This is a genomic window from Ruegeria sp. BI12 (assembly GCF_056537985.1).
On sequence record NZ_JBQFSL010000001.1, the window covers coordinates 1252559 to 1266256 of the forward strand.

Genomic DNA, 13698 nt, shown 5'->3' on the forward strand with positions numbered 1-13698 from the left:
CGCATGTCCAGTCGATGGCTCAAACACTATATGCCGCGCAGCCTTTATGCCCGAGCAGCACTGATTCTGGTTCTTCCGGTTATCGTGCTGCTTTTGGTGGTCGGGATCGCCTTTTTGCAAAAGCATCTTGAGGACGTGACTGCGCAGATGACCGAAACGGCGACGCGCGAAGTGACGTTGGTTCTTGAAACGATGGAAACTGCCGAGACTCAGCAGCAGGCGCTGGCTGCGATACGCCCGGATATGTCAGCACTGGACATGAAAGCCCGCTTTGTCAACGGCGACCAAGACGCCATGATCGACAAACGTCGGTGGTACGATTTCATAGCGCCACAGGTCGAATCCAATCTACGCGCGGGGCTGCCAGATCTGGTGGCTGTGGCGTTGCCTTCGGGTGATGAAGCACGGCTGTATCTGGAAACCGATCTGGGGACATTACAGCTGACTCTGGACCGTCGTCGCCTTTCGCCCGCAGCACCGCATCAGCTGATTGTAACTATGGTGTTCTTTGCGGTCGTTATGACGTCGATCTCATTCCTTTATATGCGTAACCAGCTCCGGCCCATTACCCGGCTTGCGGATGCCGCGCAGGCATTTGGCCGGGGCAGAGTGGTGCCATATTCGCCGGGAGGGGCGATAGAAGTGCGCGCAGCTGGCAGTGCGTTTTTGGAAATGCGGGCAAGAATCGAGCGTCAGATGGAACAGCGCACGATGATGCTGTCGGGTGTAAGTCACGATCTTAGAACGCCGCTGACCCGTCTTAAGCTGGGTCTGTCCATGTTGCCCGAGGATGAAGCGGCACCGATGCAGCAGGATGTGGATGAAATGCAATTGCTGCTGGATGCGTTCCTTGATTTCTCCCGCGGTGCCGCTGAAGGTCCCGCCGAAGCGGTCGAGCCTGCGGCGTTGCTGCGTCAGATCGTCGACGATGCGCGTAGGGCGGGTCATAAGGCCGAATTGGTCTCGGTCGAGGGTGAAGGAACCGCAATGCTGCGCCCCACGGCCATTCGCCGCGCAGTCGAAAACCTGATTGGCAATGCGGTGCGCTATGGCAACCGTGCCGAAGTCAGCCTGTCCCTGACGCCAAAAACTATGCGCATCCGGGTCGAAGATGATGGGCCGGGAATTCCGGTGGAACAACGAACCGACGCCGTCAAACCGTTCTCGCGTCTTGATCCCGCTCGCAACCAGAATCAGGGCAGTGGCGTTGGCCTTGGCTTAGCGATCGTATCGGATATCGCTCGCGCACATGGCGGCGTACTGCGGCTTGGCAAAAGCGACCGGCTTGGCGGGCTTTGTGCGGATATCATCATCGGACGGTAAAGTCGGCGGCCTCTGAACTCACGTTTTGTGTCTCAGCCACAATGGCGCGCGTGCATTTTTTGGTCCAAAGCACCGATCACCCCGTACAACTTGTTAGAATGGGAGGAAGTCATGACCAATAGTTTCGACGTGAAATCATCGTGGGTATCGGTAATGGATGAAACGAAAAACCCACTAAAGAAATACTCACTATCCACAGCACATATGCTGATGCAGATGTTAGCGTGGATGTGGAGCGCAATTTTCTCGCTGATGGTTGGCAGCTATTTTGTTTTCGGTGTAACCGCGTTGGGCCATTTGCTGCTGATCGGCGGGTTGTTTGTCACCTTGGCAGTGTTCCAAAAGGCTGAAGCGACAGATCCTGAAGCGTAAAGATACCGCCTCATATTAAATCGAACGGCTTTACCCGGGGTTTTTTTGGTCCATTTCTTGACCCGCTCCGTATCGCCTTCACTTCCCCAATTGCCTCCCGCGTTGTTTGTAACGGTTTCCCTCCGAACAACGCGGGTTTTTTCGAGCGGGGACGAGTGCTTACCCCAGCGTCGAATGCTGTGTAACTCGCCCATTAGACTTGAGGCGCGTTTCTATCGTAACGTTACAGAACGTCTTTTGCGGCAAAGGGTTAGGTATGGACAACACTGTATTGTATTTCTTGGTTGGTATATTTGTCGTGGGGCTCCTGACGCTTGGATATTACTCAAAAAGCAGTGGTGCATTGATCTCGATTGTCATCGTAGTTGGCGTTTTGGGTGCAATGGTTGGATATTTTGGTGGATATTTCGGAGAATCTCCAAGGTAAACTTCATATGGAGGTTCTGCCGGTGCGCTTTGGCTTTGAAAGCGTTTTTTCGGTACCGAAAACTGCACAAAAAAAACCAGCTTCGCGGTCCGAGTGAGCGGAAGGGTCGCGAAGCCGGTTAATTTCCTCCGGCTGGGTGCTGGTCGGAGGCTGGGATGCACATGTATGGGACGTGCAAGATCATCGAAACATGAAGGTGCAAGCATCGCTACATAGCAATGGGATAGCAAAAAACTCATTCGAGTAGGTGATGTATCCAAAAGTATAGTATCCGTGTGTGCCATCTACTCCTGAATACACTAAACGGCACTTCCGCTTGAGCGGAGACTACGCCCTCTAGGAGCTTGCACAAGGCTTAGAGCTATGGGCTGATCCTGCAGATCGAGAAGAATCCATCCTATGTTTGGGCAGGACTGTAAAAACATCATGCTTCGCCGGTCTGGCAAGCATCTGGAACTGATAGCAATGAATAAGTAGACGGTGGTAGGCCCGGCAGGACTTGAACCCGCAACCAAAGCGTTATGAGCGCTCTGCTCTAACCAATTGAGCTACAGGCCCGCCTGAGCGCTTTGAGTACCACGGTGAACAGCCGCGTCAAGCCTGACCGTTGCAACAAGTCGCACAATCGAATAACTCGCGCGGGAACCATACATAAGGGACTGGCCATGACGACGGGCAAGAACGGAATCACCTATGCCGATGCAGGCGTTGATATTGATGCGGGGAATGCTCTTGTCGACCGGATCAAGCCGGCCGCAAAACGCACCAACCGGTCGGGAGTAATGAGCGGGCTGGGCGGCTTTGGCGCTTTGTTCGATCTAAAGGATGCCGGATATCAGGACCCGATTCTGGTTGGGGCCACCGATGGGGTGGGTACCAAGCTGCGCATTGCCATTGATACCGGTGTTGTCGACGGTGTGGGCATCGACCTAGTCGCCATGTGCGTCAACGATCTTATCTGTCAGGGTGCTGAGCCTCTGTTTTTCCTGGATTATTTTGCAACCGGCAAGCTGGATACCGAAACGGCCGCGCGGATTATCGAAGGCATTGCCGAAGGCTGTGTTCAATCCGGATGCGCTCTGATCGGTGGTGAAACCGCGGAAATGCCTGGCATGTACCCGGATGGCGATTTCGATCTGGCCGGGTTCTCGGTCGGCGCGATGGAGCGTGGTACGCATCTGCCGACTGGTGTTCAGGAAGGCGACGTGCTTTTGGGGCTGGCGTCGAACGGCGTGCATTCCAACGGCTATTCGCTGGTCCGCAAACTGGTCGAGATTTCGGGGCTGGGCTGGGATGCGGCCTCTCCGTTCAGCGAAGGGTCGCTGGGTGAAGCGCTGCTGACACCTACGCGTTTGTACGTTAAGCCGGCGTTGCAGGCGATCCGGGCAGGAGGTGTTCATGCGCTGGCCCATATCACCGGTGGTGGTCTGACGGAAAATCTGCCGCGTGTGCTTCCCGAGGGGCAGGGCGCCGAGATTGACCTGAACGCCTGGAACCTGCCGCCCGTCTTCCGTTGGATGGCCGAAACCGGTGGAATCGTTGAGGCAGAGATGCTGAAGACGTTCAACTGCGGCATTGGCATGATCGTTGTGTGCGATGCGGATCGCGCGGATGATCTGGCAGCGTTGCTAGCGGATGCGGGCGAGACGGTTGCACGCCTCGGGACCGTAACCGGGACCGCAGGAATGGCCTATTCGGGCACCTTGTTGTGAGCAGCAAGCGCGTCGCAATTCTGATCTCGGGCGGTGGATCGAACATGGTTTCGTTGGTCGACAGCATGACCGGCGATCATCCGGCGCGACCCTGTCTGGTTTTGTCCAACGACGCAAATGCCGGTGGCCTGACAAAGGCGGCAGAACGCGGAATCCCGACTGCGTCGGTGGATCATCGCCCGTTCAAGGGCGACCGCGAAGCGTTCGAGGCCGAGCTACTGAAGCCGCTTCTAGCGGCGCAACCTGATATCGTTTGTTTGGCTGGCTTCATGCGTGTTCTGACAGGCGATTTCGTGTCCCGTTTCCAGGGACGGATGTTGAATATTCATCCCTCACTGCTGCCGAAATACAAAGGTCTCAATACCCATTCACGTGCCATCGAAGCCGGGGACGCCGCACATGGATGTTCAGTTCATGAGGTCACTGCGGCTTTGGACGACGGTCCGATCCTTGGGCAGGCGCGGGTAAGCATTGAAGCAGGCGATACGCCCGAAGATTTGGCAGCCCGGGTGTTGGTGTGGGAACACAAACTCTACCCTGCAGTGTTGCGCCGTTACGCCAGTGGGGACCGGACTCCGGTGTTGCTGCCCTGAACGTCTCAGGATGATTTACACGCGCGTCAAATTCAGCCTATGGTCCGCAATACGGCTGGGTACGGACCGAAACAGATAATCAGCCACACAGAACAAGAGCAAGAACAGCACCGCGCATGAAAACCCTGACAACGACGCAAGAGCTGGCCGATTTCTGCAAGGCCGCGGCGGAATACGACTATGTCACCGTAGACACCGAGTTTCTGCGCGAACGGACTTACTATTCGAAACTCTGTTTGGTGCAGCTTGCAGTTCCATCCGCCAATGAGGACAGCGCCGTTCTGGTCGACCCGTTAGCCGATGGCTTGTCGCTGGACCCGCTTTATGACCTGTTCCGCGATGAAAGCGTGGTCAAAGTGTTCCACGCCGCGCGTCAGGATCTTGAGATTTTTTGGGTTGAGGCATCCGTTTTCCCGCAGCCTTTGTTCGACACTCAAGTCGCCGCAATGGTGTGTGGTTTTGGTGAGCAGGTCGGTTACGAGACGCTGGTACGCAAGATCTGCAAACAGGGTGTCGACAAGACCTCGCGGTTTACCGACTGGTCACGGCGGCCGCTGACGGATGCGCAAAAGACATATGCGTTGGCCGATGTTACACATTTGCGGCAAATCTATGAATATCTGGCAGCCGAGTTGAACAAGTCGCAGCGCAGCCATTGGGTGTCCGAAGAGTTACGCACCCTGACGCAACCCGGAACCTACAATATCCGTCCCGAAGATGCGTGGAAACGAGTTAAGACGCGGACAAATTCAGCCAAGTTTTTGGCTGTGGTACGCGAGCTGGCACAATTTCGCGAAGCTTACGCGCAGGAAAACAATGTTCCGCGCAGCCGGGTATTCAAAGATGACGCCCTGATCGAGCTTGCCTCGACCAAGCCCAAAACGCCTTCGGATCTTGGCGGATCGCGCCTGCTGTTGCGCGAGGCGCGTAAAGGCGCGATCGCGGATGGTATTCTGACGGCCGTGAAGCGGGGTGTAAGTTGCCCGGCTGATCAATTGCCGCAGGTCGACAACAGCCGTGACAAGCTGAAAGTCAATCCGGCGCTGGCCGATCTGCTGCGTGTACTGCTCAAGTCAAAAACCGAAAGTTCGGGCGTAGCGGCAAAACTGATCGCAACCAGTTCCGAACTGGACCAGTTGGCCGCAGGCGAGCGTGAACTGCCTTCGATGTCAGGATGGCGTTTTGAGGTATTTGGCGAGGATGCCCTGAAACTGTGTGACGGCAAGATCGCTCTGGCCGCCAAGGGGCAATCCGTAAAGGTTGTGTCGCTCTAGCGGCGATTAACGCCGCCGGGATTCCAGCGCATTCTGTTCACCACGAACGCGAACCAGGCGAATGTTTCGCAGCTCGTCCCGGCCAACTGTTGTGGCGTCATTCACTTCGCGGGATCTTTCGGTGCCCAGGTTTGTGGCGTAACTCGGGTAGCTGACTTCGAACGTGTATTCCAGAATGCCGTTCTGTTCGTTCTCGGCGCTTTCCACGCGGACAAGACGCGCGTTATAAGCCCCCTGTCTGGCGGCCGTACCTTTGGCATAGACGATTGCCCCGGTAGCTGTCGGATCGATGCGCAGCTCGTCAACCTTGGTTATGGCAAAACCGATCACTTCTTTCTCGGGCCGTGAAAACAGTCCGGGACCGTCGCGGCCCTCTGGCACCAGAGCATCGGCATCGTTTGCGGACACCTCGACAGGGGCGGGTGTACTGGACCCGAACCAATTGGTCGGATTCACCCGCGACTCGCTCCAGCCGCTGCAGGCGGCCAGTGCCAGAGTGCTAACCAATAGAAGAGGTGTTGATTTTTTCATGGTCCCAAAGCCCAGAGAAGTAATTTGAGCAATGGGTTATCGCAAAATCCGAACTTTGAAAACCCACACCGGGGCTGGACAGGTGCCCAACGGAGGCATAGGTCACAATTGTGATCGCAACAAAAAGGACCACACCGAAATGGCAACGCCCGCCTTTGAGGAAATCGTCGAGGATTTCGAGTTTCTGGATGACTGGGAAGACCGGTATCGCCATGTCATAGATCAGGGCAAAGCGATGGAGCCGCTGGACGATGCGTTCAAAGTGCCCGCCACAAAGGTGCATGGGTGTGCCAGTCAGGTGTGGCTGCAGCCCACGATCGAGGGCGACGTTTTCCGTTTCGACGGCGATAGCGACGCGTTGATCGTGCGCGGGCTGATTGCGGTGCTGCGGTCTTTGTACAACGGATTGCCCGTCGCCGAGGTTCCTAAGGTCGATGCCGGGGGCGAGTTGGCGCGCCTTGGGTTGAACGATCACCTGTCGGCACAACGGTCCAATGGCCTGCGGTCGATGATCGAACGTATCCGTGAGGTCGCGCAGGAAAACGCCTGACGATCAGGTTGTCGGTTTGCGGGTGGCCCATTCAGTCAGAGTCGATTCAAGATCACCATAGCCGGTAAAACGCCGCTCAAACGCCAACCCCATCCGGTCGGCGCATTCTTGTGCGCGTGCCGTTAAATCCGGGTCGTCCGTCTGGGCTTGATACACAAGCTTGGTGTAGTTCCCGAAATACATGTCCCGCAGCTGGGGGTGACGGTCCAGACCCAGTGGTTTCCATACAAAGGCGTCGAACTGACGGGCCAGAAAATCGGTCAGGTAGAAGGCAGTTGTTTCATCGTCCCCGTGATCCTCAAAGGCCTGATTCCCTTCAAAGAAAGAGTAACAGTGCGGGCCCTTGATCATCTCGATGCCCATATCATGGCAGGCTTTCTGCAATAGCCCGCCGGTGCCACAATCGGCATAGACGACAAAGATCTGGTCAAAATCGCTGCGGTGTTTGGCAACGGCTTCTTCGACGGCCTGTGTGATCCGTTCAGGGTGAACGTGCAGTATTGCAGGCAGGCAAGTCAGGGTCATATGATCCCAGCCATTGCGTTTTTTGAGATGCAATATTTCACGCGCCAGCGCGCCACAGGCCAATAGCAGAATGCCGCCCTGTCGAGAGTCTTCGGTATAGCCTTGTGATGTTAGGCTTGCATCATCCGGTATGTTGTTCTGCTGCATAGTTGCGTCCCTGAAGGATTGCAGCATCAAAGAATGAATACCGGATCAAGGCAAGCCCGGTTCCGACATCCCGTGTCAGGCCACCGACGCACGCGTTTCAAAGGATTGAAGCGACGGACGAGCAGGGGGTCCATACGCGGCGATACCGTAGCTTGCCAATTCGGGGAACAGCGACAGGATTTCTTGTCTGGTGACGTCCTCAAAACTGTTCCACGCTTGGATTCCGGGGTGAAAGCTTTCACTCAGGCAGCCTTCGCCCCAGATCAATTCGTGCTGATCGAACATCAGGTGGTAATAAGTCACAAGCCCGCCGGGTCGCATCACGATATCGCGGCCGTTGACCAGGTGCTTAGCAGGGGCCAGCGCCTCGGCGTGGCCCGTATGCAGTTCAACACGCCAGTCGCTGATCAGCATCCTGTGTTGTTGCGAGACAAGCAGATCACGCTCGTTACTAAGCGCCCCGGATTTGATCAAAACCGGAGCAAAAGCACCGGACGCGCGAACCGTTCGATTGCCGACCCATCGCAGCGTTTGCAGCCCGTGATCCAGTGTTCGAACTTTGTCGCCGGCGCGCAGGTCTTCGACGGCGATACGACCCTTCGCTGTTTCAATCATTGTCCCCGTCGTAAAGCAGGGGACAAGATCCCATGTTTCCCGGTCACCGGTAAGGCCGGTAAAGGTATTCCCACTCAAACTGTTGAAAGTGATTGATTGGATCGGGCCGGATTCGAGTGTTGCCTGGTCGGTGTTATCCGAGAATTCAGGCATTAAGTACGTATTACCGTTGATGTCCTGAGCTACGACCGCTGTTATGTCGGCGGTCGTCCCATCGATAAAGGTAATCGTCGCGTTGTAGATCGAGGTGCCATCAAAGGTCTGAGCAGGGCCGCCATCAATCGAAAACTGCTCTGTCGGCGAGTTGTCCATGTCATAGACACCGCCGAACAAGGTTACCGGACTCCATGTGACAGCATCAGCTAGAAGCGCATCGCCTGGTCCACCGAATGTTAATCCGACTAAAGCAGAAGCGTTCTCGGCTGTGTTGTTGCCTTCTATAGTGTCAATGTCGGCAAGTACGCCAAGCGAAATGGCAGTAAATGTGGTGGGCACTGGAACCTCGGAACTAAATTAACACTTTTTACTAAGTAAACTCTTGAGAAGTTGTAAAGACTGTTTTTTGAACATTGGCGTTTTTGCTGCAAGAAAAAGGCCGTCCCCGGGGGACGGCCTTTCTTGGACAGTAATGCGGCTTATTCAGCCAGCTAGTTGATTGTGCTTGCGCGAAACAAAGTCTTTGGCTGTTTCCACGGCCACCGCGGCGTCACGACAATAGGCGTCTGCGCCGATGGCTTTGCCGAATTCCTCGTTCAGAGGGGCGCCGCCGACCAGTACGATGTATTCTTCCCGCAGCCCCTGTTCGACCAATGTGTCGATGACGACTTTCATGTAGGGCATCGTTGTGGTCAGCAGGGCCGACATGCCCAAAATGTCAGGCTGTTCGGTTTCTAGTGCTTCCAGGTAGTTTTCGACCGGGTTGTTGATACCGATATCCACGACCTCAAAGCCGGCGCCTTCCATCATCATCGACACCAGGTTCTTACCGATGTCGTGGATGTCGCCCTTCACAGTGCCAATAACCATCTTGCCAACGCGCGGCGCGCCCGTCTCGGCCAGCAGTGGTTTAAGGATCGTCATGCCGCCCTTCATGGCGTTAGCAGCCAACAGAACCTCGGGCACGAACAGGATACCGTCGCGGAAGTCGTGGCCAACGATGGTCATGCCACCGACCAGAGCTTTGGTCAGAATGTCATACGGTGTCCATCCTCGCTCTAGCAGGATGTTCACACCTTCCTCGATCTCTTCTTTCAGGCCGTCATAAAGATCGTCGAACATCTGTTCAACAAGTTCGTCGTCGTTGAGTTCGGACAGGACGATGTCTTCTTCATCGGACATGGGGCATTTCCCTGTGCTGGGCGGGCCATCGGCCCGTGGTGGCATTTTTTCCGTTTTGGCCATTTCGTCGCAGTTAGACTGTGACGATTGCGACCTCGTCGGTTCCGGGACCGACCTATACGTCAAATTGTTTGCCATCACGATGGAATTTTCTGCAACAACATCCTGCAGTTTGTTCACAATCGGGGAAAAAACGGTGGCCGCATTCGCGTGCCGATGGAGCGGTATGATTGGTTTTCCTTGTCGCAAGGACATTCAGGGTTTATTGACTTCTGAATAAGAACGTAACGGGAACAAAAATGTCTGCAGCCAACATAAAAGCCCGCGGCGTAGCCAGCAATGAAGCAGGCAGGTTCGAACGTTTTGCGACCGAACCCTGCGACGATGGCTGGGAGATGGATGAGGAGTTTCCCACACTTAGAACCGAGGTGAGGGAAGAAACCGCGCGCAGTATTATCACCTATAACCGATCGCCCGATCTGCCGTTCGACCGCTCGATTAACCCCTATCGAGGATGCGAACACGGTTGTGTTTATTGCTTTGCCCGTCCAACACATGCCTATCTGGGGCTATCGCCGGGGTTGGATTTTGAAACGCGATTGATCGCTCGTCCTAATGCGGCAGAGGTTCTAAGGAAAGAATTGTCCTCGGCGCGGTACAAAGTTGCGACCGTTGCGATGGGGACAAACACCGACCCCTATCAGCCGATCGAAAAAGGACATCGCATCACAAGGGAATGCTTACAGGTCCTGCAGCAGTTTCAGCACCCGGTCGCAATAGTGACCAAAGGCACGATGATTGAGCGGGACTTGGATATCCTTGCCCAAATGGCGCAGCTTGGGCTTGTTCGGGTCGGTCTTTCGTTGACCACTTTGGACCCGGGCCTGTCCCGGCGGATGGAACCGCGCGCGCCATCGCCGTTGAGACGGCTGGCGACGATTCGGCGGTTGACCGATGCGGGAGTACCGGTACGCGTCATGACATCTCCGCTGATACCGGGCCTGACGGATCATGAATTGGAATCCCTTCTGGAAGCCGGGCATGACGCGGGCGCTGATTCCGCAAGCTGGATCATGTTGCGCCTTCCACGTGAGGTTTCTGAACTGTGGCAATCCTGGTTGCAGCAGCATGAACCGGCGCGGGCCGAAAAAGTCATGTCCAAGCTCCGCGAGATGCATGGCGGTCGTGACTACGACCCGCGCTGGGGGCACCGCATGCGGGGTGAGGGCGAGTATGCAGGGATAGTTGCCAAGCGGTTTGCATTGGCAGTCAAACGGTTGGGGCTAGCCACAAAAACAGCACCGTTACGGTGTGACCTGTTTTCCAGGCCAGCGCAGGCAGGAGACCAATTGACCCTTTTCTGAAACGAAAAATGCCCCGGACAGAGGTCCGAGGCGTTTCGAATTTATGACCGGTAATCAGCGGTTTTCGATGTCCACGTAATCGCGGTTCGTTTCGCCCAGATACAGTTGGCGCGGGCGACCGATTTTGTTCTGAGGATCTGCGATCATCTCTTTCCACTGGCTGACCCAGCCAACGGTGCGCGACAGCGCAAAGATCGGTGTGAACATTGAGGTTGGGAAGCCCATCGCTTCGAGGATGATGCCCGAGTAGAAGTCCACGTTCGGGAACAGTTTCTTCTCGGCAAAGTACGGATCTTCCAGCGCCTGCTTCTCCAGCGCCTTGGCAACCTGCAGCTTGGGATTATTCTCAACGCCAAGCAGGTCCAGAACTTCGTCGGCCGATTGCTTCATAACTGTCGCGCGCGGGTCGAAGTTCTTGTAGACACGGTGGCCAAAGCCCATCAGGCGGAACGGATCGTTCTTGTCCTTGGCGCGGTCGATGTACTCCGGAATGCGATCGACGGAACCGATCTCTTCCAGCATTTCCAAACATGCTTGGTTCGCACCGCCATGAGCAGGGCCCCAAAGGCAAGCAACACCAGCCGCGATACACGCGAACGGGTTTGCGCCCGAGGATGACGCCAGACGCACAGTTGAGGTCGAAGCATTCTGTTCGTGGTCCGCGTGCAATGTCAGAATCCGGTCCATCGCGCGGCTGAGGATCGGATTGACCTCATATTCTTCGGCCGGCACTGCAAAGCACATACGCAGGAAGTTCGACGCGTAGTCCAGATCGTTGCGCGGGTAAACGAAAGGCTGGCCGATGTGGTACTTGTATGCCCAGGCTGCGATGGTTGGCATCTTGGCGATCAGACGGTGCGATGCGACCTCGCGCTGATGCGGGTCCGAAACATCGGTGGAGTCATGATAGAAGGCCGACATTGCGCCAACCACGCCCACCATGATTGCCATCGGGTGCGCATCCCGACGGAAACCGCGATAGAAATACTGCATCTGCTCGTGCAGCATGGTGTGGCGGGTGATAGTGGTTTCGAACTGCTCAAGGTCTTTGGCGACCGGCAGCTCTCCGTACAAAAGCAGATAGCACACTTCGAGGAAGTGCGATTTTCCCGCCAGTTGGTCGATCGGATAACCGCGGTGCAACAGTTCGCCTTTTTCACCGTCAATATAGGTGATGGTGCTGTCACAGCTTGCAGTCGATGTAAAACCGGGATCGTAGGTGAACACGCCGGCATCGCTGTACAGCTTTCGGATATCGATGACGTCAGGTCCTGCGGTCGGAGAATAAACTGGCAACTCGTACGTTTCACCATGGACTGTCAGAGTGGCTGATTTATTGCTGTCGGTCATAGTGTCCCTTCCTCATTCTTACGCATGTCGAATCGCTGTCCGACCTTGCGGGCAACGGCTGCGCGCAGGCGCGCAGTCCGGGTGTTAGCGGAGCAGCGTTACCCAAGAATGAAGCTTGGGTTTACGTCGCTGCGTCAGAAAGCCTGGCCAGGGTTTCTTCCTTCCCCAGCACAAGCATCATGTCAAAAACTGAAGGCGTCACTGCCCGACCTGCCAACACGGCCCGCAACGGACCCGCCAGTTTGCCGAACTTAACCTCTTTCGCTTCTGCAAACGAATTTAAGGTTTGCTCCAGTTCGTCTCGCGTCCAGCTAGCATTTTGCACGTGCGGCGTCAATTCATTCAGTATACCATCGGATACTGAGGCCAGTGCTTTTGCAGCCTTTTCATCCGGCTCAATTGGGCGCGACGTAAGCACAAAATGAGCCTTTTCAAGAAGTTCCGGGAACATCCGCGCGCGATCCTTGAGGCAATACATCGCACGTTCCAGATCACCTGATTGTGTTTCCGTCAGGTCTGGCAATTTGGCCGCAGCCAGATAGGCTTCAATCTCTTGCCGCAATGCAGCATCATCCGCGATTGCGATATGCTGCCCGCACAGATTTTCCAGCTTTTTCAGGTCGAAACGGGCAGGGCTTTTGCCGATTCCATCAAGGTCGAACCACTCTTTGGCCTGCGCGTCAGTAAAGAATTCATCATCGCCGTGGCTCCAGCCCAAACGCGCCAGATAGTTGCGCATACCTGCGGCGGGATAGCCCATCGCCTGATATTCCTGAGCGCCCAAAGCGCCGTGGCGTTTGGACAGCTTTTTTCCATCCGGCCCGTGGATCAACGGAATATGCGCCCAGACAGGGATGTCCCACCCCATCGCCTCATAGATCATCATCTGTCGCGCAGCATTGTTTAGGTGGTCGTCGCCTCGGATCACATGGGTTACACCCATGTCGTGGTCGTCAACTACAACCGCGAGCATGTAGACCGGAGTTCCGTCGGAACGAAGCAGGATCATGTCATCCAGTTGATCATTGCGAATGGTGACGTCGCCCTGAACCTGATCGCGGATCACGGTTGTACCATCCTGAGGCGCTTTGATGCGGATCGCGAATGGGGCGTCTGGATGAGAGGACTCGTCAGCATCCCGCCAAGGGCTTCGGAACAGGGTCGACTTCCCTTCGGCCCGGGCCTGTTCGCGGAAGGCCGTAATCTCGTCCTGAGTTGAAAAGCACTTGTACGCCTTGCCCTCAGCCAGCAACTGATGTGCTACCTCGGCGTGACGTGCGGCACCGTCGAACTGGCTGATCACATCGCCGTCGTGATCCAGCCCCAGCCACTCCATGCCTTGCAGGATCGCAGCCGTTGCTTCTGGGGTAGAACGCTCGCGGTCGGTGTCTTCGATCCGCAACAGGAACTTGCCACCACGTCCACGTGCATAAAGCCAGTTGAACAGTGCGGTGCGTGCCCCGCCGATATGCAGAAAGCCGGTTGGGGACGGAGCGAAACGAGTGACGACCTGATCGGACATTTTGTGGATTAACCTTTTGGTAACCGTGTCGGGCATAGATTGGCGCCTGTCTAAC

At 55.8% G+C, this 13698-nt stretch carries 13 protein-coding genes and 1 tRNA gene; 7 read left to right on the top strand and 7 right to left on the bottom strand.

All coding sequences use genetic code 11. The annotated features are described in order from the left end of the window. Positions 1-3: 3 nt before the first annotated feature. The gene (locus ACR0AK_RS06460) at positions 4-1323 is read left to right on the top strand and encodes an ATP-binding protein (protein WP_480792761.1); all 1320 of its coding nucleotides are present in this window, start codon (positions 4-6) and stop codon (positions 1321-1323) included. 111 nt (positions 1324-1434) lie between these two features. Continuing rightward, complete coding sequence (locus tag ACR0AK_RS06465; RefSeq protein ID WP_058271760.1) at positions 1435-1695, top strand: hypothetical protein; 261 nt, start codon at positions 1435-1437, stop codon at positions 1693-1695. Positions 1696-2603: 908 nt separating this feature from the next. On the opposite strand, the gene ACR0AK_RS06470 is transcribed toward ACR0AK_RS06465, so the two are convergent. Continuing rightward, positions 2604-2680 (bottom strand) — tRNA-Ile (locus tag ACR0AK_RS06470). Between the two features lie 107 nt (positions 2681-2787). Between ACR0AK_RS06470 and purM the strand changes: the two genes are divergently transcribed. From purM to rnd, 3 genes are all read left to right on the top strand, one after another. Continuing rightward, positions 2788-3834, top strand: a complete 1047-nt coding sequence (gene purM / locus ACR0AK_RS06475; RefSeq protein WP_480792762.1) for a phosphoribosylformylglycinamidine cyclo-ligase — start codon at positions 2788-2790, stop codon at positions 3832-3834. Continuing rightward, complete coding sequence (purN, locus tag ACR0AK_RS06480) at positions 3831-4427, top strand: phosphoribosylglycinamide formyltransferase (protein WP_170557104.1); 597 nt, start codon at positions 3831-3833, stop codon at positions 4425-4427. Before purM ends, purN begins: the two co-directional genes overlap by 4 nt. A gap of 116 nt (positions 4428-4543) precedes the next feature. After that, on the top strand, positions 4544-5701 hold the full coding sequence (gene rnd, locus ACR0AK_RS06485) for a ribonuclease D (RefSeq protein ID WP_170557105.1): 1158 nt from the start codon (positions 4544-4546) through the stop codon (positions 5699-5701). A gap of 6 nt (positions 5702-5707) precedes the next feature. On the opposite strand, the gene ACR0AK_RS06490 is transcribed toward rnd, so the two are convergent. Continuing rightward, positions 5708-6232, bottom strand: a complete 525-nt coding sequence (locus tag ACR0AK_RS06490) for a hypothetical protein (RefSeq protein ID WP_170557107.1) — start codon at positions 6230-6232, stop codon at positions 5708-5710. Between the two features lie 139 nt (positions 6233-6371). Here ACR0AK_RS06490 and ACR0AK_RS06495 point away from each other — a divergent pair, with 139 nt between their 5' ends. Then, positions 6372-6782: a SufE family protein gene (locus tag ACR0AK_RS06495; protein WP_170557109.1), complete on the top strand. Its 411-nt coding sequence runs from the start codon at positions 6372-6374 to the stop codon at positions 6780-6782. Between the two features lie 3 nt (positions 6783-6785). Here ACR0AK_RS06495 and ACR0AK_RS06500 read toward each other — a convergent pair whose 3' ends face one another. The 3 genes from ACR0AK_RS06500 to ACR0AK_RS06510 all read right to left on the bottom strand — a co-directional run bounded on the left by ACR0AK_RS06500 (position 6786) and on the right by ACR0AK_RS06510 (position 9407). Beyond that, positions 6786-7454 (bottom strand): DUF1638 domain-containing protein, encoded by a 669-nt coding sequence (locus tag ACR0AK_RS06500; RefSeq protein ID WP_170557111.1) that lies wholly within the window; start codon positions 7452-7454, stop codon positions 6786-6788. A gap of 75 nt (positions 7455-7529) precedes the next feature. Next, positions 7530-8564, bottom strand: coding sequence for a Hint domain-containing protein (locus ACR0AK_RS06505; protein WP_480792763.1), 1035 nt, complete (start codon positions 8562-8564; stop codon positions 7530-7532). A 144-nt stretch (positions 8565-8708) separates the two neighbouring features. Beyond that, positions 8709-9407 (bottom strand): corrinoid protein, encoded by a 699-nt coding sequence (locus ACR0AK_RS06510; RefSeq protein ID WP_170557115.1) that lies wholly within the window; start codon positions 9405-9407, stop codon positions 8709-8711. Between the two features lie 299 nt (positions 9408-9706). On the opposite strand from ACR0AK_RS06510, the gene ACR0AK_RS06515 reads away from it, so the two are divergent. Continuing rightward, positions 9707-10771: a PA0069 family radical SAM protein gene (locus ACR0AK_RS06515; RefSeq protein ID WP_480792764.1), complete on the top strand. Its 1065-nt coding sequence runs from the start codon at positions 9707-9709 to the stop codon at positions 10769-10771. Positions 10772-10825: 54 nt separating this feature from the next. Here the strand turns inward: ACR0AK_RS06515 and gltA are convergent, their stop codons facing one another. Beyond that, positions 10826-12121, bottom strand: coding sequence for a citrate synthase (gene gltA / locus ACR0AK_RS06520; protein WP_170557118.1), 1296 nt, complete (start codon positions 12119-12121; stop codon positions 10826-10828). 121 nt (positions 12122-12242) lie between these two features. Beyond that, positions 12243-13643, bottom strand: coding sequence for a glutamate--tRNA ligase (gene gltX, locus ACR0AK_RS06525; RefSeq protein WP_480793642.1), 1401 nt, complete (start codon positions 13641-13643; stop codon positions 12243-12245). Positions 13644-13698 lie beyond the last annotated feature (55 nt).

Bases quoted from the DNA above. Each gene is read 5' to 3' on its own strand.
- ACR0AK_RS06460 (WP_480792761.1), top strand. From the start codon at position 4: ATGTCCAGTCGATGGCTCAAACACTATATGCCGCGCAGCCTTTATGCC.
- ACR0AK_RS06465 (WP_058271760.1), top strand. From the start codon at position 1,435: ATGACCAATAGTTTCGACGTGAAATCATCGTGGGTATCGGTAATGGAT.
- purM (WP_480792762.1), top strand. From the start codon at position 2,788: ATGACGACGGGCAAGAACGGAATCACCTATGCCGATGCAGGCGTTGAT.
- rnd (WP_170557105.1), top strand. From the start codon at position 4,544: ATGAAAACCCTGACAACGACGCAAGAGCTGGCCGATTTCTGCAAGGCC.
- ACR0AK_RS06490 (WP_170557107.1), bottom strand. From the start codon at position 6,232: ATGAAAAAATCAACACCTCTTCTATTGGTTAGCACTCTGGCACTGGCC.
- ACR0AK_RS06495 (WP_170557109.1), top strand. From the start codon at position 6,372: ATGGCAACGCCCGCCTTTGAGGAAATCGTCGAGGATTTCGAGTTTCTG.
- ACR0AK_RS06500 (WP_170557111.1), bottom strand. From the start codon at position 7,454: ATGCAGCAGAACAACATACCGGATGATGCAAGCCTAACATCACAAGGC.
- ACR0AK_RS06510 (WP_170557115.1), bottom strand. From the start codon at position 9,407: ATGTCCGATGAAGAAGACATCGTCCTGTCCGAACTCAACGACGACGAA.
- ACR0AK_RS06515 (WP_480792764.1), top strand. From the start codon at position 9,707: ATGTCTGCAGCCAACATAAAAGCCCGCGGCGTAGCCAGCAATGAAGCA.
- gltA (WP_170557118.1), bottom strand. From the start codon at position 12,121: ATGACCGACAGCAATAAATCAGCCACTCTGACAGTCCATGGTGAAACG.
- gltX (WP_480793642.1), bottom strand. From the start codon at position 13,643: ATGTCCGATCAGGTCGTCACTCGTTTCGCTCCGTCCCCAACCGGCTTT.